General features: G+C 36.4%; 24 protein-coding genes. 18 read left to right on the top strand and 6 right to left on the bottom strand.

The features are described 5' to 3' along the window. Window positions 1–6: 6 nt before the first annotated feature. The 5 genes from IW15_RS08835 to IW15_RS08855 all read left to right on the top strand — a co-directional run bounded on the left by IW15_RS08835 (window position 7) and on the right by IW15_RS08855 (window position 4,554). Window positions 7–1,149, top strand: coding sequence for an inorganic phosphate transporter (locus tag IW15_RS08835; RefSeq protein WP_034710659.1), 1,143 nt, complete (start codon window positions 7–9; stop codon window positions 1,147–1,149). A gap of 109 nt (window positions 1,150–1,258) precedes the next feature. Beyond that, window positions 1,259–2,230 (top strand): polyprenyl synthetase family protein, encoded by a 972-nt coding sequence (locus tag IW15_RS08840; RefSeq protein WP_034710660.1) that lies wholly within the window; start codon window positions 1,259–1,261, stop codon window positions 2,228–2,230. A gap of 68 nt (window positions 2,231–2,298) precedes the next feature. Then, a complete protein-coding gene (locus IW15_RS08845; protein WP_034710661.1) occupies window positions 2,299–3,261 on the top strand; it encodes a GSCFA domain-containing protein in 963 nt (320 codons plus the stop codon). Then, on the top strand, window positions 3,254–3,775 hold the full coding sequence (locus tag IW15_RS08850) for a DUF4269 domain-containing protein (protein ID WP_034710662.1): 522 nt from the start codon (window positions 3,254–3,256) through the stop codon (window positions 3,773–3,775). Before IW15_RS08845 ends, IW15_RS08850 begins: the two co-directional genes overlap by 8 nt. Before the next feature lie 5 nt (window positions 3,776–3,780). After that, a complete protein-coding gene (locus tag IW15_RS08855; protein ID WP_034710665.1) occupies window positions 3,781–4,554 on the top strand; it encodes a TatD family hydrolase in 774 nt (257 codons plus the stop codon). Between the two features lie 69 nt (window positions 4,555–4,623). Here IW15_RS08855 and IW15_RS08860 read toward each other — a convergent pair whose 3' ends face one another. From IW15_RS08860 to hpt, 5 genes are all read right to left on the bottom strand, one after another. After that, window positions 4,624–5,889 carry a DEAD/DEAH box helicase gene (locus IW15_RS08860; protein WP_034710666.1) on the bottom strand — a complete coding sequence of 422 codons (1,266 nt, stop codon included), beginning with the start codon at window positions 5,887–5,889 and terminating at the stop codon, window positions 4,624–4,626. Window positions 5,890–6,051: 162 nt separating this feature from the next. Beyond that, on the bottom strand, window positions 6,052–6,546 hold the full coding sequence (locus tag IW15_RS08865; protein ID WP_034710668.1) for a DUF6438 domain-containing protein: 495 nt from the start codon (window positions 6,544–6,546) through the stop codon (window positions 6,052–6,054). Between the two features lie 222 nt (window positions 6,547–6,768). Further along, window positions 6,769–7,752 (bottom strand): GTPase ObgE, encoded by a 984-nt coding sequence (gene obgE / locus IW15_RS08870; RefSeq protein WP_034710669.1) that lies wholly within the window; start codon window positions 7,750–7,752, stop codon window positions 6,769–6,771. A 78-nt stretch (window positions 7,753–7,830) separates the two neighbouring features. Continuing rightward, entirely contained in the window at window positions 7,831–8,409 is a 579-nt protein-coding gene (locus IW15_RS08875; RefSeq protein WP_034710670.1) for an adenylate kinase, read from the bottom strand. Between the two features lie 129 nt (window positions 8,410–8,538). Then, window positions 8,539–9,093, bottom strand: coding sequence for a hypoxanthine phosphoribosyltransferase (hpt, locus tag IW15_RS08880; protein ID WP_034710672.1), 555 nt, complete (start codon window positions 9,091–9,093; stop codon window positions 8,539–8,541). Window positions 9,094–9,450: 357 nt separating this feature from the next. Between hpt and abc-f the strand changes: the two genes are divergently transcribed. Further along, complete coding sequence (gene abc-f, locus IW15_RS08885; protein WP_034710673.1) at window positions 9,451–11,037, top strand: ribosomal protection-like ABC-F family protein; 1,587 nt, start codon at window positions 9,451–9,453, stop codon at window positions 11,035–11,037. Between the two features lie 84 nt (window positions 11,038–11,121). On the opposite strand, the gene IW15_RS08890 is transcribed toward abc-f, so the two are convergent. Beyond that, the gene (locus tag IW15_RS08890) at window positions 11,122–12,057 is read right to left on the bottom strand and encodes an alpha/beta fold hydrolase (protein ID WP_034710674.1); all 936 of its coding nucleotides are present in this window, start codon (window positions 12,055–12,057) and stop codon (window positions 11,122–11,124) included. 241 nt (window positions 12,058–12,298) lie between these two features. Here IW15_RS08890 and IW15_RS08895 point away from each other — a divergent pair, with 241 nt between their 5' ends. The 12 genes from IW15_RS08895 to IW15_RS08950 all read left to right on the top strand — a co-directional run bounded on the left by IW15_RS08895 (window position 12,299) and on the right by IW15_RS08950 (window position 24,207). After that, window positions 12,299–13,585: an adenylosuccinate synthase gene (locus IW15_RS08895; protein WP_034710675.1), complete on the top strand. Its 1,287-nt coding sequence runs from the start codon at window positions 12,299–12,301 to the stop codon at window positions 13,583–13,585. Between the two features lie 336 nt (window positions 13,586–13,921). Beyond that, window positions 13,922–14,764 (top strand): energy transducer TonB, encoded by an 843-nt coding sequence (locus IW15_RS08900; RefSeq protein WP_034710676.1) that lies wholly within the window; start codon window positions 13,922–13,924, stop codon window positions 14,762–14,764. A gap of 166 nt (window positions 14,765–14,930) precedes the next feature. Next, window positions 14,931–15,704 carry a ParA family protein gene (locus IW15_RS08905; RefSeq protein WP_034711070.1) on the top strand — a complete coding sequence of 258 codons (774 nt, stop codon included), beginning with the start codon at window positions 14,931–14,933 and terminating at the stop codon, window positions 15,702–15,704. 84 nt (window positions 15,705–15,788) lie between these two features. Next, window positions 15,789–16,682: a ParB/RepB/Spo0J family partition protein gene (locus tag IW15_RS08910; protein ID WP_034710678.1), complete on the top strand. Its 894-nt coding sequence runs from the start codon at window positions 15,789–15,791 to the stop codon at window positions 16,680–16,682. Continuing rightward, window positions 16,679–17,317, top strand: coding sequence for a DUF5683 domain-containing protein (locus tag IW15_RS08915; protein WP_034710679.1), 639 nt, complete (start codon window positions 16,679–16,681; stop codon window positions 17,315–17,317). The genes IW15_RS08910 and IW15_RS08915 overlap by 4 nt, the downstream gene beginning before the upstream one ends. A 57-nt stretch (window positions 17,318–17,374) precedes the next feature. Continuing rightward, window positions 17,375–18,076, top strand: a complete 702-nt coding sequence (gene dapB / locus IW15_RS08920) for a 4-hydroxy-tetrahydrodipicolinate reductase (protein WP_034710681.1) — start codon at window positions 17,375–17,377, stop codon at window positions 18,074–18,076. Window positions 18,077–18,157: 81 nt separating this feature from the next. After that, window positions 18,158–19,804 (top strand): signal peptidase I, encoded by a 1,647-nt coding sequence (gene lepB / locus IW15_RS08925; RefSeq protein ID WP_034710683.1) that lies wholly within the window; start codon window positions 18,158–18,160, stop codon window positions 19,802–19,804. After that, window positions 19,804–20,484, top strand: coding sequence for a signal peptidase I (gene lepB, locus IW15_RS08930; protein WP_034710684.1), 681 nt, complete (start codon window positions 19,804–19,806; stop codon window positions 20,482–20,484). Before lepB (IW15_RS08925) ends, lepB (IW15_RS08930) begins: the two co-directional genes overlap by 1 nt. Before the next feature lie 6 nt (window positions 20,485–20,490). After that, entirely contained in the window at window positions 20,491–21,105 is a 615-nt protein-coding gene (locus IW15_RS08935) for a WbqC family protein (RefSeq protein ID WP_034710685.1), read from the top strand. A gap of 88 nt (window positions 21,106–21,193) precedes the next feature. Then, window positions 21,194–22,876 (top strand): S8 family serine peptidase, encoded by a 1,683-nt coding sequence (locus tag IW15_RS08940; protein WP_034711071.1) that lies wholly within the window; start codon window positions 21,194–21,196, stop codon window positions 22,874–22,876. Between the two features lie 125 nt (window positions 22,877–23,001). Next, complete coding sequence (locus IW15_RS08945) at window positions 23,002–23,493, top strand: lipocalin family protein (RefSeq protein ID WP_034710686.1); 492 nt, start codon at window positions 23,002–23,004, stop codon at window positions 23,491–23,493. A 24-nt stretch (window positions 23,494–23,517) separates the two neighbouring features. Next, window positions 23,518–24,207, top strand: coding sequence for an OmpA family protein (locus IW15_RS08950; protein WP_034710688.1), 690 nt, complete (start codon window positions 23,518–23,520; stop codon window positions 24,205–24,207). Window positions 24,208–24,307 lie beyond the last annotated feature (100 nt).

Consider the following 24,307-nt stretch of genomic DNA (forward strand, 5'->3'; position numbering starts at 1 on the left):
ACAAAAATGGAATTTCCGATTTTACTTACGGTTATTATTGCTTTGGCTTTAATCTTCGATTATATTAATGGTTTTCATGACGCGGCCAACTCAATTGCGACTATTGTTTCTACAAAGGTTTTAACCCCTTTCCAGGCTGTACTTTGGGCCGCTCTTTGGAACTTTGCAGCATTCTTTATTGCAGCTTATGTTATTGGAGAATTTAAAATTGGTAATACGATTGCCAAAACAGTAAATGAGAATTTTATTACGCTTGAAGTAATATTTTCCGGGCTTATTGCTGCTATTGCCTGGAATCTTTTAACATGGTGGTTTGGTATTCCTTCCTCATCATCTCACACCCTTATCGGTGGATTTTTGGGAGCTGCGCTGATGCATGCTTTCATTATGGACTATCATGCTGTGGTTGCAGAGCATCCAGGCTTAGGTTTCTTTGAGACCATGAAACAGGCTGCTTATCAGGTGTCAACACAGAATGTCGTGAAATTTAGTAAAGTAATTCCTATTTTCCTGTTCATTTTCCTGGCACCGATTATAGGAATGGTCATCTCAATCATCATTACATTAATTATTGTTCATCTTTATAAAAAATCAAACCCATATAAAGCAGATAAATCTTTTAAAAGATTACAGTTGGTGTCTTCTGCATTATTCAGTTTAGGACACGGTTTAAATGATGCTCAGAAAGTAATGGGTATTATTGGAGCGGCATTAATTTATTATCATGTGAATATGCTTCAAGATCCGGTTTATCTGGATATAGCACCAGCTGCCCGTTTTGATTACTTTGCACAGCATTATCTGTGGGTACCATTGGTATCTTTCCTTGCAATTGCTTTAGGAACAATGAGCGGTGGTTGGAAGATCATCAAAACCATGGGGACCAAGATCACTAAAGTTACTCCATTGGAAGGAGTAAGTGCAGAAACAGCAGGAGCGATTACCTTATTTATAACAGATCACTTCGGGATCCCGGTTTCTACAACCCATACGATTACCGGATCTATTATTGGGGTAGGATTGACGAAAAGGATTTCTGCAGTACGTTGGGGAATCACTGTAAGTCTACTTTGGGCTTGGGTATTAACAATTCCTATTTCAGCTATTGTTGCAGGAATTACATACCTTATTATTACTTTTATTTCTTAGAAATCACTTTTAATTATATAAACATAAAAACTTTGCCTGATCAGGCAAAGTTTTTTGTTTTATAAAGCCTTTAAAAATCGTATTTTTGCTTAAACTATAAAAATAATTTATGGAATTTTTAGACAGATACCAACAGATTGTTGCGGACGCTATTAATAAGTATACTTTTAAAGATAAGCCTGCAGAATTATATGATCCGATGAATTACATCATTTCCCATGGTGGAAAGCGTCTTCGTCCTATTATGGTTTTGATGGCCTGCGACTTATTTGGAGGTGATCTGAAAGAGGCAATCAAGCCTGCTTTAGCAATAGAGTTTTTCCATAATTTTACCCTGATTCATGATGATATCATGGATGAAGCGCCGTTGCGAAGAAATAAGCCTACCATTCATACGCTGCACGGTATTAATGTAGGGATTCTTTCCGGAGACGGATTAATGCTGAAAGCTTACAAGTTTTTTGAAGATTTGGAGCCTGAAATTTTCAAAGCCTGTATCAGGATATTTACCCATACCGGACTTCTTTTATGCGAAGGTCAGCAGTATGATATTAATTTTGAGACCCAGGAAAATGTAACTTTTGATGATTACATCAGAATGATTACCTATAAAACCGGAGTTTTAAGTGCTTCCTCTTTTGAAATCGGAGCATTGATTGCCAAGGCTAATTTTAAAGATGCCAAAGCAATCTTCAATTTTGGAAAACACATTGGTATTGCATTCCAGATTATGGATGATTATCTTGATGTATTCGGAGATCAGGCACAGTTTGGTAAAAAACATGCAGGAGATATCTATGAAAATAAGAAAACGGTTCTTTATCTGATGGCAAGAGAACATGCAACGGAAGAAGAAAGAAAAGAACTGGATTACTGGTACTCTAAAAAGACCGACAATATCGATAAAGTATACAATGTAGAAAAGATCTTCAGAAGAACTAAGGTAGACGAAAAAGCCTTGCGTCTGATCGAAAAACACAACGAAATCGGTCAAAGCTATCTGGAGAAGATCAATATTCCTGAAGACAAGAAAAAACCGTTTATAGAACTGGCTAATTATCTTTTAAGAAGAGAGAGCTAGAAAAACAATTTAAAAATGAGATAATAGATATACGTGTTATCTCATTTTTCAATTTTCAAATTAATGTAATGAAGTTCCGTACTGAAGTTGACATCCAGAAATCAGAAAAGAAGATTGAAGTTGAAGACAGCCTGTTTTCAATAGGATCCTGTTTTGCTGCTGAAATGTCTGATCTGCTGATGCAGGGCCAGCTCCAGTCTTTCAATAATCCTTTTGGAACGATTTTCAATCCCTTTTCGATCAATAACGCCGTGAAGAGGCTTCATGATGCAGATTCCTATGAAGAGGATGATCTGATTGCGTTTAACGATGAATTTATCTCTTTGGATCACCATTCGAGTTTTGATACCCGATATGTGCATCAGACGTTAAATAAAATTAATGCCGAATTAGAAAAGGGAAATTCTTTCCTTCAGACTACTAACTGGGTAATCATCACCTATGGAACCTCATTCATCTATGAATTTCTTCCGAAGGGAAAACTGGTGGCCAATTGCCATAAAATTCCTCAGAAATTCTTTGAAAAGAGATTGTTGAGCCATCAGGAGCTTACTGATTCTATTTATAATACTATTTTGAATCTGAAAGATATCTGTAAAGATGATGTTCAGATTTTATTCACGGTTTCACCAGTCCGTCATACAAAAGATGGAATGATTGAGAATCAGTTAAGTAAGTCCAAGCTGATTATGGCCGTTCATGAGGTACTATCCGATATGGAAAACTGTCATTATCTTCCCATTTATGAAATGATGATGGATGATCTCAGGGATTACCGGTTCTACAAAGAAGACATGATCCATCCGAACGCCCAGGCTGTCAATTATATATTCGAGAAATTCGGAGAAGCTTATTTTTCAGCGGAAACCAAGGATTTTATCAAAGAGAACTTTAAAATTTATAAAGCGCTGGAACATCGCACAACCGATGAAAAAAGCCCCAAATATATTGAGTTTAGGGAAAAATTAAATCAGAAGATTGAAGCACAGCAGAAAAAAGTGAAACACAGAATATTCACCACAGATGATTGATTTTACAACGATTGCATATCTTAAAAATGGAAATAAAAGGCAGCAACAGGCTTTTGAGATCCTCAAAAAATATGAAATTTTTGAAAAGCTGGATGCCTATTCTCCTGTTTTAGCCGGAACGATTCCTATTGAAATTGATATTGAAGGAAGCGATCTGGATATCATCTGTGAAGTTGATCTTCAGTTTCAGGAAGCGTTTATTGAGACTGTAAGAAGTTTCATTCCAGACAATACGGAAGTCCATATTGAAAATGGGGCAGTAAATGAAGAACAATGTATTGTCATCAACTATGCATTGGAGGGATTCCTCATAGAAATCTTTGGCCAGAATAAAGCGCCACTTCAGCAGAATGCCTACCGTCACATGATCACCGAGCACAAAATATTACAAGAAAAAGGAGAAAATTTTAAACAAAAAATAATAGAATTAAAGAAAGAAGGAATAAAAACCGAGCCCGCGTTTGGACTTTTACTCGGTTTGGAAGATCCTTATGAAGAGCTGTTAAAATTTTAGAAATAATGATTGATACACATACCCATTTATATGCTGAGGAATTTGATGAAGACAGAAAAGAAGCAATTCAGAGAGCTGTAGATAAAGGCATCAAAGAATTTTATCTTCCGGCTATTGATTCAGAATCTCACGAGAAAATGCTGGCTTTGGAAGCAGAATATCCCAACCGGATTTTTTCAATGATGGGACTTCATCCATGTTATGTAAAACCCGAAACCTGGGAAAAAGAGCTGGAGATTGTTAAAAATTATCTGGAACAGAGAAGTTTTCCTGCCATAGGAGAGATCGGAATTGACCTGTATTGGGACAAAACAACCCTTGATATTCAAGTAAAAGCTTTTGAACAGCAGATTGACTGGGCAATAGAAAAAGATCTTCCTATTGTGATCCATACCAGAGAGAGTTTTGATGAAACATTTGAAGTGCTGGAAAGAAAAAAATACCCGAAGCTTCGTGGAATTTTTCACTGTTTCTCAGGGGATCTTGAACAGGCAAAACATGCAATTGATTTAAACTTTATATTAGGAATCGGTGGGGTAGTGACTTTTAAAAATGGTAAGATTGATCAGTTTTTAAATGAAATTCCGTTAGATAAAATTGTTCTGGAAACAGATTCTCCTTATCTGGCTCCGGTTCCGTACAGAGGAAAGAGAAATGAAAGTTCTTACCTGGACCTTGTTGCCGGTAAACTGGTTAATATTTACAATACAGATTTTACTGAAATTGATAGAATTACAACAGAAAATGCCAATAGAATATTTAAAAAGAATAGCCTTTAGACTATTTTGAATAAAAATATCATCTTATACTAAAAAAATAAGCCTTCTCAATTTGAGAAGGCTTTAGTTTTATTTCTTTCTGAAAAAACTTTTATTTTTGGGCTTTTTAAGGCCTCCGTCATTCCTTGGTGAAGATGGTTTAGGTCTTCCTGCTCCAGCTGACATAGGCTTGTTGTTGGAATCCCTTTTTTGGGCAACAAGATTATCTGTATGGTACGGATGGTCTTTGATAATCGGAATTTTCATTCCGATTAGTTTTTCAGTACTTTTCAGGTTAATTAAATCCAATCCGTCTACAAAAGAAATAGAATTTCCTTCTGCACCGGCTCTTCCCGTTCTTCCGATTCTGTGTACATACGTTTCAGAAACGTCAGAAAGTTCATAGTTGATCACATATTTCAACTCGTCAATATCAATTCCTCTTGCGGCAATATCAGTGGCAACCAATACTCTGGTTTTACCGGATTTGAAGTTCGTTAATGCATTTTGACGGGCATTTTGTGATTTATTCCCATGGATGGCCTCTGCTACAACACCATTTTTATGTAGAGTTCTTGCAATTTTATCAGCACCGTGTTTTGTTCTTGAAAAAACAAGTACGGAATCTGAAATACGTTCCTTTAAAATATGGGAAAGCAGATCCAGTTTATCTTCTTTCTGTACAAAATAAACCGACTGATTAATCGTTTCTGCGGTTGAAGAAACTGGAGTTACTTCTACCTGTATAGGATTCTGAAGAATAGAACTTGCTAATTTCTGAATTTCTGAAGGCATAGTTGCCGAGAAAAACAACGTTTGTCTTTTTTGCGGAAGAAGCTTAATGATTCTTTTCACATCATGCACAAAGCCCATATCCAACATTCTGTCAGCTTCATCAAGGACGAAGATTTCAAGGTTTTTAAGGCTTACAATTCCCTGTGCGATAAAGTCAAGAAGTCTTCCCGGTGTGGCTACCAGAATATCTACACCTTTTCTTAAAGCATTTTCCTGGCTTCCCTGCTTTACACCACCGAAGATCACCAACTGTCTTAAAGAAAGATTTCTTCCGTAAGAATTGATGTTTTCTTCAATCTGAATGGCAAGCTCTCTGGTAGGAGTAAGGATTAAGGCCTTAATATGATTGTTTTTTGGCCCCTGGCGCTCAGTAAGGTTTTGAAGGATAGGAATCGCAAAAGCTGCTGTTTTCCCTGTTCCCGTCTGTGCCGTTCCTAGTAAATCTCTTCTTTCTAAAATAGAAGGGATAGCTTTTTGCTGAATAGGTGTCGGTGTTTCATAACCCTCCTGTTGAAGCGCATCTAAAATGGGCTTGATAATTTTTAAGTCTGTAAATAACAAAATATATTGCGTATTAAAATAATGCGGTCGAAGTAGTATACTTCATCATTTTTAGCATATCTGCTAAAAAAGATTAACAGAATTTTAAGTAATATAGATTACCATATGGCTGAGAATGCCGCGAAATATAGTGCAAATATAGACTAAAATAATTTAATCGTATTATTTTACCTTTGTCCACTGCTGATTATGCTTTAAAGCCTCAAAAAACTGATATACTTTTGTCAGTTTTTCACTTCCTCTTTTCCCATAATCTTCTACATTTTTAGACGCTCCGTCTTCAAATTTAATTCTTAAATACGCTGTGGAAAGGTCCGTAATATTATGACTGCCATATTTGTCCTGTAAATTTTTCACATTCAGGTCATTTAATAATGCAACAAGCTTCTTATAATCAACTTCTTTAATAGTGGTGGTGAAAGTTCCTTCACGTTCCTTTGAAACTTCATCTTTGGATGTCGATTTGCTGAAATTATAATGCTCAGCTTCCAAAACAGCGGTTCTGTCGGAATTAATGGTCATTTTAAAAATAGGACAGAATCCGAAACATGCGCCGGCCTGATATTCAATCGTTGAATAGGGTGATTTAACGCTGCTATTCTGAGAAGTACAAGAAAATAGCAACACAAAAGCGAAAAGACTGAATAAATATTTCATAGTTTTTATTTGATTGTTTTCTCTCAATAACTGTTCCAAAACAAAGCAGATCTATTGTCAGTGATATCTTTTAAAGTGCGATCAATGCTATATTTCATTGGAATGTAGCAGATTGATGCAGAAGAATATTTTTTCTTTAATTTAATATAAATATAAAAATAAAACCTCAAGACGTATCCTGAGGTTTTAATTTTGATATAGTGTAAAACTAATATAAGTGTTCTATCCGTGAAGCTTTTTCCAGATTGCATCCTTCAGTTCCATCAGGTTTTCTCCGGTTACACCAGAGAAAAATATAGGTTGCTTGTTTTCAGGAAATTCTGCGGATATTTCTTTTTTAAGCACATCATCCAAAAGATCGGATTTTGAAATAGAAACGATGTAATCTTTATCCATCAGCTCGGGATTGTATTCCTTCAATTCATTTTCCAGAATTTTAAACTCCTGGAAATGATCTTCAGAATCTGCCGGAATAAGGAATAATAAAATAGAGTTTCTTTCAATATGTCTTAAGAAACGGTGTCCAAGACCTTTACCTTCTGCTGCTCCTTCAATGATTCCCGGAATATCAGCCATTACAAAAGATTTGTAATTTCTGTAATCCACGATTCCCAAATTGGGAGTCAGTGTGGTAAATGCATAATTGGCAATTTTAGGTTTCGCCGCAGATACGGACGCCAGAAGAGTAGATTTTCCGGCATTAGGAAATCCTACCAAACCAACATCAGCAAGAATTTTAAGCTCGAAAACTACAAAGCCTTCCTGACCATCCATTCCAGGCTGTGCATATCTTGGTGTCTGATTGGTAGAAGATTTAAAATGCTCGTTACCCATTCCTCCTTTTCCTCCTTCCATCAGGATAATTTCCTGTCCGTCTTCAAGGATCTCACCGATCACTTCACCCTCTTCATTTTTAGCAATGGTTCCAATCGGAACATTGATGTATACATCTTCTCCGTAAGCTCCTGTTAACTGATTTTTTGCTCCGTTCTGACCACGTTCAGCCTTGATGTGACGCGTGTAACGTAAGGGAAGTAAAGTCCATTCATGAGCATTTCCTCTCATGATAACGTGACCACCTCGTCCTCCGTCACCACCGTCAGGTCCCCCTTTGGGTATATATTTTTCACGACGTAAGTGAGCAGAACCTGCACCACCATGGCCACTTTTACAATGAATCTTTACGTAATCTACAAAATTTGACATTTAATAAATGTTATGAGTTATGAATTATGAGCTATGAATTTAAAAATGAACCTATGACTCATCACTCATAACTATTAATTATTTTATTTTTTCTACTTCGGCAAAAAGCTTTTCGGAAATTTCATCAATTCCGCCAACACCGTTTACCTCGATATATTTTCCTTGTTGTTTGTAAAGCTCAGCTACTTCAGCTGTCTTTGCATAATATTCTTTTATTCTGTTTTGGATGATCTCCTCGTTGCTGTCATCAGTTCTTCCGCTTGTCTCACCTCTTTTAAGAAGTCTTTCCACCAAAATCTGATCATCTACGATCAATGAAAGACAAATGTCTATTTTATCATTCAGTTCCTCTTTTACAATTCTTTCCAACGCTTCTGTCTGAGCAACAGTTCTAGGGTATCCATCGAAGATAAAACCATTGGTATCCGTTGGTTTTCTCAATTCGTCAATCAGCATATCTGTTGTTACCTGATCCGGAACCAATTCTCCCTTATCGATATATGATTTTGCTAATTTCCCAAGTTCAGTATCATTCTTCATGTTGAACCTGAAAAGATCACCGGTTGAAACCTGCTTCAAGTTGAATTTTTCAATTAGATTTTGAGCTTGTGTACCTTTTCCACTTCCTGGAGGGCCGAACAGAACTATGTTTATCATAATGTTGATTCGCTTTTGGCAATGAGCGGGTGGGCTTCTTGCTGTTAGCTTTTTTAGTTAGTATTTACTTTTTATTAAGATATAATTTTTAAAAGCTAATAGCTAAAAGCTAAAAGCCAGTAGCAATTGTTAGTGGTTGATTTGTCCTTCTTCTAACTGATACAAATTAGGAAGGTTTCTTCCCAACTCATCATAATCTAACCCATAACCAAGAACAAATTTGTTCGGAATTTCCAAGCCGATATAATCCAGTTTGAAATCTTTTTTATACACTTCAGGTTTTAATAAGAAGGAAGCCAGTTTTACAGATTTCGGACGTTGTGTTTCCTTAAAATATTTGAAAAGGCTTTCCACTGTATTTCCAGTATCAACGATATCTTCCACAATGATGATGTGACGGTCTTTTACGTCCTTCGTTAATTCCATTTTCTGGTAAACGATTCCTGTAGATTCAGTTCCTGAATAAGAACTCATTTGGATGAAGGCAATCTCGCAGTTTCCCGGATAATGCTTCAAAAGATCTGAGAAGAACATGATCACTCCGTTCAAAACACCAATGAAAACGGGAACTTCATCTTTATAATCTTCGTAAATTTTTAAAGCGGTTGCTTTTACGATTTCCTGAATTTCGGCGTCCTTCAGATAAGGAACGAAAGTTTTGTCGTGAATTTGAATACTGTCCATAAAAATTTTTAGTAGTTGGCAAAGTTACGGATTTTTGATTAAAATATTTTCCTGATTGTTTCACATTCACGAAACATGATAGATTATGTTTTCCAAAAATTTATTTTACCGCATCATATAATAGTTGAATTAAGATTTTTCTGTTACCATTAATAAAAATATATATGGTAAAGATTTTGAAATTTTTAACCATAAAAACGAAATTACTATCTTTGCAACACCAAACACCAAACACCAAACACCAAACACCAAACACCAAACACCAAACATGTAGGATCCAATTTCTTTCCACTGTACTCAAAACAATAACCTCGTCACCGTTGTTATTGATGTTTAACTATAATACAGAAAGAAATCATGCTTTTTCTACATAATATATCCTATAGGTTTCCTAACAGGGACCTTCTTTTTAATCACATTCATATAACGATACCTTCACATTCAAAATCGGCTTTAGTCGGAAGTAATGGTATGGGGAAATCCACGCTGCTTAAACTTATCGCAGGAGAAATAGAACCCTTAAGCGGAACCATCAACCAGCAGGGTAACTTATATTACGTTCCTCAGATGTTCGGAAACTTTAATCATATGTCCGTTGCAGCCTGTTTACAAATTGATAAGAAACTCGATGCGCTTGAAAATATCACGAATGGAGAAGTTGATGAAAAGTATTTTGAAATATTAAATGATGACTGGATGATCGAAGAACGCAGTCAGGAAGCTTTAACATATTGGAAACTTGAAGGTTTGGATTTAAATCAAACATTAGAAACGTTAAGCGGAGGGCAAAAGACCAAAGTTTTTCTTGCCGGAATTCAGATCAATCAGCCGGATATCATACTGTTGGATGAACCTACGAACCATCTGGATCTTGAAGGACGAAACCTGCTTTACGATCATATTGAAAAAACAAATGCAACCGTTGTGATTGTAAGCCACGACAGAGCTTTGCTGAATTTGGCAGATACTATTTTTGAACTCAGCACTCAGGGGATTTCAACCTATGGGGGGAACTATGATTTTTATACCGAACAGAAAGAAATTGAAAAAGAAGCTTTGCATAATGACATCCATTCCAAAGAACGCGCTCTGAAAAAGGCAAAGGAAAAAGAGCGTGAGACCCTTGAAAGAAAACAAAAACTGGATGCACGCGGTAAAAATAAGCAGGAAAAATCAGGCGTAGCAAGGATTATGATGAATACTCTGCGCAATAATGCTGAAAAGAACACTTCAAAACTGAAAAATATTCATGCCGAAAAAATCGAGGGTATTTCAGGTGATCTCCGTGAACTTCGTTCCTCTGTAAGAAATGCTGACCAAATGAAGGTTAATTTTAGTGACTCTGGTCTTCATACCGGGAAAATCCTTATTAATGCAGAAGAAATTAATTATCAGTATGATGAAAAGTTATTATGGAAGAACAATCTTAATCTTGAAATCAGAAGTGGTGAAAGAATTTCAATCAAAGGATCAAACGGTTCCGGTAAAACTACTTTGATCCGATTGCTGCTGGGAAATATACAACCGCATACCGGAACGATAACGAAGGCAGATTGTACGACCATTTACATTGATCAGGAATATTCACTGATCAACAGATCTCTGACCGGCTATGAATTTGCCCAAACGTTTAATGATGAAGCGCTGCCGGAATCTGAAGTAAAGACATTATTAGCCCGATTTTTATTCGGAAAAGAAACCTGGGATAAAAAATGTGAAGTATTGAGCGGTGGTGAACGCCTTCGGCTCCTTCTATGCGGACTTTCCATCAGTAATAAAGCTCCGGATATGATCATTCTTGATGAACCGACGAATAATTTAGATCTGCAAAATGTGGAAATTTTAACAGATTCCATTAAAGAGTATCAGGGTACCCTGCTCATGATCTCTCATGACAAGACCTTTTTGCATGAGATTGGTGTGGAAAGGGAAGTAATACTTTAATTCTATCTAATCTTTGTAACTCAAGCCTTATAGATTTGAAAATCTATAAGGTTTATTATTTTAACCTAATAGCCAAAGTGATGGTCATAATTTTTTACTGATCCATTGATAGATCTCATTCAAAACCTCTTCTCTGATCTCTTCATTCAGTATTTCATGACGCATGTCGGGATATAATTTCACACTCACTTCCTCAAATCGATCATCTTTTAAATGAGTGACCGTTTCAATGACTCCTTTTCCGAAATTTCCTATCGGATCATTTTGTCCGCTTATCAGCAGAAGAGGTAAAGATTTAGGAATTGTGTCTGCCCAGTTTCTGGCCGTTGCCTTTTTATATATATTGAATAAAGCATAGAATGCATTGTTGGTAAAGGGAACTCCACAAAGTGGATCTTCAGAGAAAGCGTTTCTGTTGGCAGGATTTAGGCTCAGCCAGCTGGTATCACTGAAATCGGTATCCTTTTTAAAATGGCTGTTATTAACTGTATTAAAAAGAGCATTGAAAAAAGTTTTAGAATGCGGTGCGATTGTATTGGTTAGTGAAAAATAAGCATTTAATAAACTAAGTCCCGTCAGCGATCCTCCGGTTCCAGTGATAACCGCTCCTGCAAATTGATTTCCAATTTTTTGCAGAACGCAACGCGTAATAAAAGATCCCATCGAATGGCCAAGGATAAAATGAGGAACATCGGGATGCTTTTCTATAAGGTGACTGCTCATCATGATGGCATCATTAATCAGCCTTTCATCCGGTTTGTTCTTCTGGAAAAATCCGATATCTTTTTTCTCTTTGACGGATTTTCCATGCCCCAGATGATCATAAGTGAGTACAGCCAATCCATGACCTGCAAAATAATCTGCTATTGCTGCATATCTGCCGCTATGCTCCTGCATCCCATGAACAATCAACAGAGTAGCTTTTACCGGGGCAGTATCAGGTGTAAATGTCGTGTAAAAAAGCTTGGGCTGATCATCAGGATTTTTTGAAAGGTAGCCGGATTTTTGTGAGATGGTCATAAAGATTAATGATGTTTAATGAGTATAGAGAACAATCAAATATACAGAATAAATGGGAAAAAAGAGGGATGTCTACAGATCGATAAGTGTTATTTTCAGTAAATAAAAGGTCAAAATAAAAATATTTTTTCCAATCCCAACCCCATGATTTTCACCCCACATAAAAATAAATTTCCCCTATAATTTGCCCACCCTATTTTTTCAGAGTAATTTTGCATGAATCTAAAAATAAAAGTAAAATATGTCAACTTACGTAGTTGTAGGTCTTCAATACGGAGATGAAGGTAAAGGAAAAATAACAGATGTTTTATCAGCTAAATCGGATTACGTAGTACGTTTCCAGGGTGGTGATAACGCTGGCCACACAGTATATGTGGGTGAAGAAAAATTTGTTCTGCATCTTCTTCCTTCAGGAGTTCTGCAGTGTAAAGGGAAGTGTATCATTGCGAATGGAGTAGTGGTAAATCCTAAATCTTTCATCAAGGAAGTCAACCAGATTGAAAGCAAAGGATTAAGAACGGACCACATTTTTATCAGCAGAAGAGCGCATGTTATCATGCCTTACCACATTCTTTTGGATACTTACCGTGAAGAAGAGCACGGAGGAACTCAGATCGGAACGACTAAAAAAGGAATCGGACCTTGCTATGAAGATAAGATCGCAAGAATCGGTATCAGAATGGTAGACCTTTTAAATCCTGAAATTTTAAGAGATAAAATTGAGAAAAACCTTAAGGTTAAAAACTCTCTTTTTGAAAAATACTACGGAAAACCAACATTGGACGTAGAAGAAATTTATAACGAATTTTTAGCTATCGGAAAGCAGCTTCAGGACAGAATTGTAGATACGGAAGTTGAATTGAACGAAGCCATCAGAGACGGTAAAAACGTTTTATTCGAAGGAGCTCAGGCATTGATGCTTGATATCGATTTCGGAACTTATCCGTACGTTACATCATCTTCCCCTTCTACAGGAGGAGTGTGTACCGGAGCAGGAGTGCCTCCAACATCCCTTCAAAACCTGATCGGTGTTGCAAAAGCATACTGTACAAGAGTAGGAAACGGACCTTTCCCATCTGAATTGGATAATGAATTAGGAGAAAGCATCAGACAGATTGGTGGTGAATTCGGAGCAACGACAGGAAGACCGAGAAGAACAGGTTGGCTAGACCTTGTTTCTTTAAAACATGCTTGTATGATCAACGGAATCAATAACCTGGTAATTACGAAATTAGATGTTCTTACAGGTATTGAAAACCTTAAAATCGTTACCCATTACAAAACTGAAGATGGAAAAATCATCGATTATTTCACTTCATCAACAGAAAAACTATACAACTACGAACCTATTTATCAGGATCTTCCAGGTTGGACTGAAGATCTTACTCAGGTGAGAAGCTATGATGAACTTCCGGATACAGCTCAGAAATATATAGAGTTTATTGAGCAATATTTAGGAATCAATGTATACTTAGTTTCTGTAGGCCCTGAAAGAAGCCAGAATATTATCAGAAAAGAATTATTCTAAGCATTTTAGAATTAATAATACAGAAGAGACTGTCCAAAAGGGCGGTCTCTTTTTTGTGATTAATAATTTTCATCTTAAAGAACTCGGGGCTTTATGTGTTGCATGGTGATTTTTTAAATGAAAAAAAATATTCTTCATAAACAGCTGTATAAGTGATTTATGGACAGTATTTTACTTTTTCGAGAATGGTATTTTTGATAGATTATTATGGTTTTATTTAAAATAATGAGATTTTAACAATTTTTTGGCAGAAATTTTGATATCACCTTAAAGCTTATTGATGATAACAGGTCAAAGCAATAATTACCGTTTTAACAGTTTAAATATTTTATAGTGATGAAGTACCTACAAAACAATCAGGAATTTCGATTTAATGAAGTTCTTTTCGAACACCGTAATAAAGCGTATGGAGCCTACGCATTAAGAAACGAATCAGACAGAATATTAACCAAGTCTCTTTTTGTAGGGGTAGGTTTATTGGCTGCTATTTCAATAACACCTTTAATTATCTCTGCGTTTAGAAGCGATGCACCCGTGGAAATACCTACAGATGTTCCACCGACAGTTTTTATATTAAAAAAGGTTGAGAGAACAGATACTCCTCCAGTAAAAGTGGATGTTGTAAAACCGGTCTCTCCTCCTAATACGAAACAATATAACAGTTCTGTTGTAACTCCTAAAAGAGATGCAGTAGAACCTGCAAAACAAGATAAACCTGATGACGCTGTTCCTGGGTTGATAAATAACCTAAAAGGAGAACCAGTAACACCTCATAGCTCTACTCCTGCGCCACCTACTATTGGAACAGGGCATCCTGGTCCTTATGTGGCACCACCGGTGATCAAAGATGCAGGGAACACTATTGCAAGCCCGGGAGAATTGAGTCAGGAAGCCAGCTACGGCGGCGGAATTGATTCATTCAGAAAAAAAGTAATGGATAATTTTGACGGTTCCGGTTTTGAAGGAAGCGGCGATACCATGAAAACCGTTATTACCTTTGTAGTAGAAAAAGACGGAACAATTTCCGGAATCAAGGCTAATGGTAGCGATGCTTCGTTTAATAATGAAGCGATCAGAACGATCAAATCGATCAGAGGAGCTTGGAAGCCTGCAAAAAATAAACAGGGAGAACCGGTAAGAAGTTATTTCAAATTTCCGGTTTCCATGAGATTTGAATAATCAGTAACAAAACAAATTAAGATAGTTATCCACAAAGAATGATTTTTTGTGGATAATTTTTTTTATTGTTAAAATGCTTATTAACAATATTTTAACTCAATTTTGGTTTTCACCGTTCATCCAGAGCAAAGAAAAAAGTGTATTTTTGAAGCTTAAAGTTCTAATAATGGCAAAAATCATAGGTATCGCTAATCAAAAAGGAGGAGTTGGAAAAACAACAACAGCTGTAAATTTAGCTGCGGCATTAGGGGTATTAGAGAAAAAAATACTGATTATTGATGCTGATCCTCAGGCGAATGCAACTTCCGGTCTTGGAGTTGAAGATGTTCAGTATTCTACATATAATCTGCTTGAACACAGTGTGGAAACCAGAACATGTATTAAAAGAACAACTACTCCCAATTTGGATATTGTTCCTTCTCATATTGATTTGGTAGCAGCAGAAATTGAATTGGTGGATAAAGAAGACCGTGAGTACATGCTGAAAAAAGCATTGGCCAGCGTAAGAGACGACTATGACTATATCATCATCGACTGTGCACCGAGTTTAGGTCTTATTACGGTAAATGCCCTTACTGCGGCAGATTCTGTGATTATCCCGATCCAGTGTGAGTACTTTGCATTGGAAGGATTAGGAAAACTTTTGAATACCATTAAAAATGTTCAGAAGATCCATAATAAAGACTTAGATATTGAAGGACTTCTTTTGACCATGTACGACAGCAGATTGAGATTGTCTAATCAGGTAGTAGAAGAAGTGAATGCACACTTCCCGGAAATGGTTTTTGAAACCATTATCAGCAGAAATGTACGATTAAGTGAAGCTCCAAGTTTCGGGGAAAGTATTCTGAACTATGATGCCGAAAGTAAAGGTGCTGTTCAGTATATCCAGTTGGCAGAAGAAGTGTTGCTAAGGAATGAAAATTTAGTAAAGAATTAAATTAATAATAAATGGACGGTAAGCGAGTCTTGCTATTTCAAATACTGATGATCGCTTATTAATTATCATTTATCAATTATATCTATGAAGGACAAAAAAAGAGTTATGGGGCGCGGTTTAGGCGCAATTTTAAGTGCTGAATCCAAAGCGAGTATCAATTCTGCTACCGATGAAGGGGCAGACAAATTTGTGGGGAATATTGTAGAAGTAGCACTTGAAGATATTTATCCCAATCCTACTCAGCCAAGGACTTATTTTGATGAAAAAGCATTAAACGAACTTGCACAGTCAATCAAAAACCTAGGAATGATCCAGCCGATTACCCTAAGGAAAGATGGCGAAAAGTTTGAAATCATATCAGGGGAAAGACGTTACAGAGCGAGTAAAATTGCTGGTTTAACGGCTATTCCTGCTTATATCCGTTTGGTGAACGATCAGGAGCTTCTTGAGATGGCTCTTGTTGAAAATATTCAAAGAGAAGATCTTGATGCGATTGAGATTGCATTGACGTATCAGAGGCTTTTGGATGAAATTGGGCTTACGCAGGAAAATCTTAGCCACAGAGTAGGGAAAGACAGAAGTACAATCACCAACTCCATCAGATTGTTAAGATTAAGCCCGGATATTCAAAATGCCATTAGAAGCGGAGAAATTTCTGCAGGGCATGGCAGAGCAATTATCAGTCTTGACAATGAGGAGCTGCAACAGATTTTATTTGACAGAATCATTAAAGAACATCTGAATGTACGTCAGACAGAGCAGGTTTCTATGGCTCTGAAAAATCCTAAATCACCGGCAGCCAAAAAAGAAAAAGTAGAGCTTTCAAACAATTATAAAAGAGTACAGAAGACGATCTCTGATATCCTTGATGTAAAAGTGGAGATCAAATCCTCTGGAAACGGTAAAAGAGGGAAGATTGTTCTGGACTTCAAAAATGAAGATGAGCTGGAATACATCCTGTCTCATATTAAACAATGAAAAAAATAGTTTTCATCCTTTTCTTGTGCATTTTTGCATCCGCATATTCACAAGTCAGTCCCAATGATACCATTCGGTTGATAAAATCTCCGAAAGACAGTGTGGCATTGGTAAAACCGGCGAAAACTAAGTCTACGGTAGTTGACGATCTGGAAAAAGCAAACGGCCCCACCAAAAAGACACTTAAGTTAAATCCTACAAAAGCGGGGTTGTATTCTGCCGTATTTCCCGGATTAGGACAGTTTTACAATAAAAAATACTGGAAAATTCCTATCGTTTGGGGAGCTGTAGGTGCAGGAGTGGGAATTGCTGCATGGAATGATAAGCAGTACAAAAAATACAGAGAATATTATGTAGCCAAATTGAACGGGACGCCCAATGAATTTGTTGACAGTCACCCCTGGTTAGATAAAGTAGCGTTGGGAAATGCACAGGACAGATCAAAAAGACAAAGGGATTATGCCATTGCAATTACAGGTCTGATCTATGTTCTGAATATTGTAGATGCGGTAGTAGATGCCCACCTGTATGAAAGCCGTCATGATCCGGATCTTACATTCAGTCCTACGGTAATCCAGGATCAATATGGTTTTGCACCGCCAAAAACAGGATTGAGTTTAAGTTACAAATTTTAATACACAGTCTGCAGTAAACCACAAGATATAAGCAGATAAAAAATAATACAATACCACATGAAAATAGCCTTAGTTGGATACGGTAAAATGGGTAAAATCATTGATGAGATTGCTCAAAAAAGAGGACATGAAGTCGTTGCCCGGCTGAAAGAAACCCCAACTGCTCAAAATCTGAATAATCCGGATGTTGTTATCGAATTTTCACTGCCTGAGGTAGCTTTTGATAACATAAAAACATGTCTGGAAAATAAAATCCCTGTCATCTGCGGAACAACCGGATGGCTGGAGAAAAAGGCTGAAATAGAAAAAATTGCTGTAGATAATGATACAGCATTTTTATATGGCTCGAATTTTAGTTTGGGAGTGAATTTATTTTTTGCTCTAAACGAAAAGTTAGCTGCTCTTATGAAAAACGTAGATGAATACTCTTGCCAGTTGGAAGAAATTCATCATGTTCACAAAAAAGATGCCCCAAGCGGAACCGCAATTTCCATTGCAGAAGGAATCATCGAAAATAACCCTAAATTTGAAGCATGGAAACTGGAAGAAACGCAGGGTAAAGAATTAGGTATTTTTGCGGTTCGTGAAGATGAAGTTCCCGGTACCCACAGTGTTTTCTACAAAAGTGAGGTCGATGAAATAGAAATAAAACATACTGCGTTCAACAGAGATGGATTTGCACTGGGAGCAGTTGTGGCAGCAGAATGGATCAAAGACAAAAAAGGAAACTTTGGAATGAAAGACGTTTTAGGTCTTTAAGTTTGTAACAAATCTATCAAATCATAAACTAATTAAAGAATTGCTCAACACAAATTCAATTAGAATAGGCACAGAAAATTTATGAATTATTTTTTAACTTACGCAGTATACGTTCTCATTTTATCCGTATTAATGGGAGCTTCAACTTGGAAGCTGTTCAAGAAAATGGGGTATAGTCCTTTATTGGCATTCGTACCTTTCTATAATTACTTCATTATTTTAAAGGAGACAAAACATCCTAAATGGTGGGCAATTTTATCATATATGCCGATCGTTGGGCCTATTATGATGTCGGTTTTCCATATTTATTTAATGAAAAAATTTGGAAAGCATTTATTTCAACACCAGCTACTGACGGTTATTCTTCCATTCATCTATATGGCAACCGTTAATTATTCAAAAGATGTAGAGTTGGAAGACGAAGCAGCCAACGAATTGTTCATGACAGACGAAGAGAAAAATGAAAAGAAAAAAGATTCTTTTATAGGTTCTATTACTTTTGCTGTTGTTTTCGCAACTATTATCCACGTTTTTGTAACGCAGCCTTTCGGGATTCCAACAGGATCCATGGAAAGAACGCTTCTAGTGGGTGATTTCCTTTTTGTGAATAAATGGAGCTACGGATACAGACTTCCCATGCGTCCCGTATCAATACCTTTCCTTCAGGGAACTATTTTTGATGCAGGCGAAAAAGGGAATCCTAAAGATGATCCAAAATCATATGTAGACGCAGTAAAATTGCCTTACGAAAGAATTTTACAATTCAACAAACCTCAAAAAAAGGATATTGTTGTTTTCAACTATCCTCAGGATTCTGTGCATACCGCAATCGACAGAAAAGACCCTTATGTAAAAAGATGTGTGGCTGTAGCAGGGGATACTTTTGAGATGAGAGGCGGAAGACTTTTCGTAAATGGAAAAGCAGAAACATTTTTAGGAGATCAGGAAGTTCAGCACAGATATATTGTGATAACGGCAAGTCAATTAGATATTCCTGGATTGTATAAAACATATGGTTTTCTTCCTGTTAGTGAGCAGCAAATGGATAAAGGTGGTTTTGTATATGGTTTTCAGGGTCTTACTGATAAAACGGCTGCTGATATAAAGCAACTTCCTCAGGTAGTGAGTATGAAAGAAGATATTCTTGAAAAAGGATATTCTGCGGTGGCTTACAGAGACGAGTTAAAGAAAAGTATTGATACCACTCAATCTATTTTCCCTATCAACAAACCTTGGAATCAGGATTGGTATGGTCCGCTTAAAATTCCTAAAAAAGGTGATGTAGTAGCGATTAACCAAGAAACATTGCCTGAATACCAGTGGATCATTTCTGAATATGAACATAATAATTTAGAAAAGAAAAACGGAAAAATTTTCATTAACGGAAAAGAAACCAATCAATATACTATCCAACAGGATTATTATATGATGATTGGAGACAACAGAGATGCTTCTTTAGACGCAAGATTCTTTGGTTTCGTTCCGGAAGAAAATATCGTTGGTAAGCCAATGTTCACTTGGATGAGTATTGAAGGAGCATTTAAGGATTCCGGTTCTTCTTATCAAGCTGATGGCTGGAGGATCCGTTGGGACAGAATGTTTAAAGCAACCAATACCGGAGAAGCTAACAAAACCTCTTATTGGTGGGTAGCAGCCATGATTCTTATTCTATTCTTCGGATGGGAATATTTTATGAAACTATTTGGAAAGAATAAGACAGAAGAATAGTGTTTAAAAACAAGATATTTAATAAGGTACTTCTTACGGGAAGCTTTATTGTAACTCTTTTAATTATTGCAAAACTCTCAGGGGTTTTGCAATATGCTTTTGTACCCCAGGCTGGAAACGAACCTACGATTAAAAGAAGATCACTGGTATTCATGAGCAATATTCTACCTTATGACAAATATAAGATGCTAGTTTATAATCAAAACAATACACGTTATGAAAAAGGGACTTATGTACAAAGGCTTGTAGGGATTGAAAATGATAAAATTCATATCAAGAATGGTGTTCTTTACGTTAATGATACTTTGATTGACAGTAGATTTAATTTAAAGCATAATTATAAAATAGATAGAGCTTTTTCAAATCATCTTATGTTAAATAAAGGAGTAAGTGAAAATGAAATTTTTCCTATTGGAGAAGAATATTTCATAGCTCAATTAAGTAAAAGTGATCTTAATGATGATTTTTTTTATGAAAGATTCATAAATACAACCCAGGATACGGCTATTTTTAATATTTATCATAAAGAATGGACTGCTGATAATTTTGGTCCTCTCATTATACCAAAAAATAAGTTGTTTTTTCTGGGGGATAATCGTAATGGAAGCTTGGATTCACGATATTTAGGCTTCGTAGATAAAAAAGATCTAGTTGGTAGGGTTTTTTATCCTAAAAATTAAATTATAATGCAAAATATATTATTACCGGTATTTTATTTACCACCAATTTCTTGGTTTTCAGTGTTTTTAGATCCTGTAAACGATGTTGTATTTGAGCAATTCGAAAGCTTCCCGAAACAAACCTACAGAAGCAGAACGAATATTTATGGTGCCAACGGCAAACTTTCGCTGATCATCCCAATTACACATAATGGTAAAAGGGAATTTAAAGACATTGAGATCTCCTACAGTGAAGACTGGAGAAGCATTCACTGGAAATCCATAAAGACTGCTTACCAAAGTTCTCCTTACTTCGAATACTATGAAGATAAATTAAAGAAGATCTTTGAATTGAAAGAAAAATATTTGTTGGATTTCAATATTAAAGCCTTGGAAATTATCAAACAGATCTTAAAGGCAGAAAAGGCACAGTCTTTGAATGAAGAATATATCAAAAATCCTGATGCTGTTAATTTTAGAGAAAAATTTTCCGCAAAACTTCCTTCAGAATTTGAAATGGAAGAATATTATCAGACGTTCACTGATAAATTAGGATTTTTAGCTGACCTTTCGATTGTAGACCTTATTTGTAACAAAGGGCCTGAATCGATGACTTATATAAAAAATATTAAATATTCATAGTAACATAAAATCGCTATTCATGAAATTCTCTGAAATTTCACCAATGAAATGGCGTTTGTGTATGACCTTAAAAAATAAATATCAACATATGAAAAAGGTATTATTAGCTGCTGTTTTTTTAGCAGGTTTTAGTTTCTCTTATGCTCAGGAAGCACAGGCGAAAACCACTGATCCGAATGAAGATAAAGATCTGATGACTTGGTATCATAAAGATTTTTCTACAACAAAAGTATATGGTGTAAATACAGAAAATGCGTATAAATATTTAGAATCCAAAGGATTAAAACCAACTACCGTTGTAGTAGGGGTTTTAGACAGCGGAGTGCAGGTAGACCACCCGGGATTGGTGAAAAACGTTTGGACTAATCCAAATGAAGTTCCCAATAACGGTAAAGATGATGATGGAAACGGCTATATCGATGATGTACACGGATGGAATTTTATCGGTGGTAAAAATGGAGATGTAGATATCGACAACATGGAAGTAACAAGGGTTGTTGCCAAATACAAACCTGTTTTTGAAGGCGACGATTCTGCAAAAAACAAGGCGAATCAGGCTAAAATGCCTGAAGAATTTGCCCTGTACATGAAATCTAAAGATCTTTTCGGTAAAAAAAGTATAGAAGCAAAACAAAGCCTTCAAACTTATACCATGATCACTGACCTGATTCCTAATATGGTAAAATTATTAGGAGGAAAATCAGTGACACCTGAAACCGTTGCGGGAATTAAAGCCCCAACAGAACAGAAAGATGCTGTTGCATTAAGTATTTTGACTCAGGTTTCTCAAAGCCCTGAATTCAAAGGAAAGTCTCCTGCAGAATTTGAAAAGCTGATGAAAGAGCAGATGAAAGAAGCGGTTGACCACTTTGCGCCTATGGCTAAGCAGTATGATGTGAATTATGATACCAGAAAAGAAATCGTAGGCGATAACTATGATGACTATTCTGAAAAGAATTATGGAAATAACCATTACGAAGGACCGGATGCAGAACACGGAACACACGTTGCCGGAATCATCGCAGGACTTCCGCAAGGAAAAGAAGTTCAGCATGGAGTAGCTTCAAAAGTGGCTAAAATCATGTCTGTAAGAACCGTTCCAAATGGTGATGAAAGAGATAAAGACGTAGCCAACGCGATCCGATATGCAGTGGATAACGGTGCCAAAGTATTGAACATGAGTTTTGGTAAGCCTGTATCTCCTGGTAAAAATGTAGTTTGGGATGCTTTCAAATATGCAGAAGATAAAAATGTATTGTTAGTAAAAGCAGCCGGTAACGAAAATGAAGATGTAGCGGAACATTTGGCATATCCTACCAACTTTAAAAACATTACAGATGATAAACCGTTTGTGAATAACGTATTGGTAGTAGGAGCGAGCACGAACAGAAATAATGAATTGAGAGCAAGTTTCTCCAACTTTAATAAGAAAATGGTCAATGTTTTCGCTCCGGGAGAAGAGATTTATTCTACTGTTCCTAAAAACGAATACAGATACCTGCAGGGTACTTCAATGGCTTCACCTGTAGTAGCGGGTGCTGCTGCGGTTTTACTGGCATACATGCCTAATCTGAAGCCTTACCAGGTAATTGAAGCATTGGTGAAATCAAGCAACCCGAATACAGAGAACCAATTTGGTGATTTCTCTCAGGCCGGAGGAGTAATCGATGTAAAGAAAGCTGCTGAATACGCTTACACCAATTTTTATAACGGTAAATCTTCAGGAAATACAAAGCCTGCGAAATCCGTAAAAAAGGCTGTTAAAAAATAATATATCTCCCTGTATTTAAGGAATAACCACAAAAAGTCCGGATTTTCCGGACTTTTTTTATTTTTATTTTTCAATTTTGGCACGGTTTTTTGTAACTTTATAACAACAAAATAATAAACAACAAAATGAAAAAGTTACTACTTGCTGGAATGTTGGGGTCAACACTTTTTGCAGTGTCTTGTTCCTCAGTTAAAAAAGCAGAAACATCTCAAAACCAAAAATCAGACTTTTTACAGCTAAAAGGAGATTGGGAAATTGTAAGTATCGACTACGATAAAGGGTATAAGATCAAACCTTTTGACGAAGGTGCTGATGCACAGTGTTTCGTAGGAAGCCACTGGAGATTAATTCCAAACAACTATACAGGAGCCTACACATTAAGCGGTGGAGGAGCTTGTCCGGCATTTACACAGCCTATCAAATTTGAAGTGAAAAACGGAAGCAGCTTTATGTTTAAAAAAATTGCAGACGGTACAAAAGCAAAACAGAATACAGTAGGATATTCTTTAAATATTATCAATCAGGCTAAAGATCAGTTTTCGCTTGAGCAAAATGTTCCATTTGAAGGAAACACAATAAGAGTTGTGTATAATTTCCAGAGAGCGGGAATGAAATAATTTATAAACATAAAAGATTAAAAAATGAAATTTAATAAATCATACGTAGGAGCTCTATTCTTGTCATCAGCATTATTACTGACAAGTTGTGAGGCAGTTCAAAACTCAAACCATCAACAGAGAGGTACAGCAGCAGGTGTTGCGTCCGGAGCTGTATTGGGAGGTATTTTAGGAAATAACGTCGGTAAAGGAGGAAATGGAGCATTAGGCGCTGTATTAGGAGGTATTATCGGTGGTGTTGCAGGTAACGTTATCGGTAACAAAATGGATAAGCAGGCTAAAGAAATTAAAGAAACTTTACCTGGTGCTGAAGTTGAAAGAGTAGGAGACGGGATTAAAGTTACCATGAGCGAAAGTATTGTGAACTTTGCTTTTGACTCTACCAACCTTACTTCTGTTGCACAAACTAACTTAGATAAACTGGCTCAGGTTCTTACCAATAACCCTGATACCAACATCAATATTTACGGGCATACAGATGCTAAAGGAACAGATGCTTATAACCTGAATCTTTCAGAGAGAAGAGCCAATGCTGTTAAAACCTATTTATCATCTAAAGGTATTGCTTCCAGCAGAATGTTTGCAAAAGGTGAAGGGAAATCACAGCCTGTAGCTACAAACGATACTGAAGAAGGAAGAGCTAAAAACAGAAGAGTAGAATTTGCGATTACAGCAAACGAAAAAATGATTAATGATGCTAAACAAGGGCAGTAATTAATTTAATATATAAATATTTTCAGAAAAGACCGCCTCGGCGGTTTTTTTTGTATTTTTAGGCTATAAATTTTGAATTGTTTATTTTTGCAAATGAAAC

Origin of the sequence: Chryseobacterium soli (genome assembly GCF_000737705.1) — a bacterium.
GTDB lineage: Bacteria > Bacteroidota > Bacteroidia > Flavobacteriales > Weeksellaceae > Chryseobacterium > Chryseobacterium soli.

Coding starts and splice junctions, on each gene's coding strand:
- IW15_RS08835 (WP_034710659.1), top strand. CDS start 7: ATGGAATTTCCGATTTTACTTACGGTTATTATTGCTTTGGCTTTAATC.
- IW15_RS08840 (WP_034710660.1), top strand. CDS start 1,259: ATGGAATTTTTAGACAGATACCAACAGATTGTTGCGGACGCTATTAAT.
- IW15_RS08845 (WP_034710661.1), top strand. CDS start 2,299: ATGAAGTTCCGTACTGAAGTTGACATCCAGAAATCAGAAAAGAAGATT.
- IW15_RS08850 (WP_034710662.1), top strand. CDS start 3,254: ATGATTGATTTTACAACGATTGCATATCTTAAAAATGGAAATAAAAGG.
- IW15_RS08855 (WP_034710665.1), top strand. CDS start 3,781: ATGATTGATACACATACCCATTTATATGCTGAGGAATTTGATGAAGAC.
- IW15_RS08865 (WP_034710668.1), bottom strand. CDS start 6,546: ATGAAATATTTATTCAGTCTTTTCGCTTTTGTGTTGCTATTTTCTTGT.
- obgE (WP_034710669.1), bottom strand. CDS start 7,752: ATGTCAAATTTTGTAGATTACGTAAAGATTCATTGTAAAAGTGGCCAT.
- IW15_RS08875 (WP_034710670.1), bottom strand. CDS start 8,409: ATGATAAACATAGTTCTGTTCGGCCCTCCAGGAAGTGGAAAAGGTACA.
- hpt (WP_034710672.1), bottom strand. CDS start 9,093: ATGGACAGTATTCAAATTCACGACAAAACTTTCGTTCCTTATCTGAAG.
- abc-f (WP_034710673.1), top strand. CDS start 9,451: ATGCTTTTTCTACATAATATATCCTATAGGTTTCCTAACAGGGACCTT.
- IW15_RS08890 (WP_034710674.1), bottom strand. CDS start 12,057: ATGACCATCTCACAAAAATCCGGCTACCTTTCAAAAAATCCTGATGAT.
- IW15_RS08895 (WP_034710675.1), top strand. CDS start 12,299: ATGTCAACTTACGTAGTTGTAGGTCTTCAATACGGAGATGAAGGTAAA.
- IW15_RS08900 (WP_034710676.1), top strand. CDS start 13,922: ATGAAGTACCTACAAAACAATCAGGAATTTCGATTTAATGAAGTTCTT.
- IW15_RS08905 (WP_034711070.1), top strand. CDS start 14,931: ATGGCAAAAATCATAGGTATCGCTAATCAAAAAGGAGGAGTTGGAAAA.
- IW15_RS08910 (WP_034710678.1), top strand. CDS start 15,789: ATGAAGGACAAAAAAAGAGTTATGGGGCGCGGTTTAGGCGCAATTTTA.
- IW15_RS08915 (WP_034710679.1), top strand. CDS start 16,679: ATGAAAAAAATAGTTTTCATCCTTTTCTTGTGCATTTTTGCATCCGCA.
- dapB (WP_034710681.1), top strand. CDS start 17,375: ATGAAAATAGCCTTAGTTGGATACGGTAAAATGGGTAAAATCATTGAT.
- lepB (WP_034710683.1), top strand. CDS start 18,158: ATGAATTATTTTTTAACTTACGCAGTATACGTTCTCATTTTATCCGTA.
- IW15_RS08935 (WP_034710685.1), top strand. CDS start 20,491: ATGCAAAATATATTATTACCGGTATTTTATTTACCACCAATTTCTTGG.
- IW15_RS08940 (WP_034711071.1), top strand. CDS start 21,194: ATGAAAAAGGTATTATTAGCTGCTGTTTTTTTAGCAGGTTTTAGTTTC.
- IW15_RS08945 (WP_034710686.1), top strand. CDS start 23,002: ATGAAAAAGTTACTACTTGCTGGAATGTTGGGGTCAACACTTTTTGCA.
- IW15_RS08950 (WP_034710688.1), top strand. CDS start 23,518: ATGAAATTTAATAAATCATACGTAGGAGCTCTATTCTTGTCATCAGCA.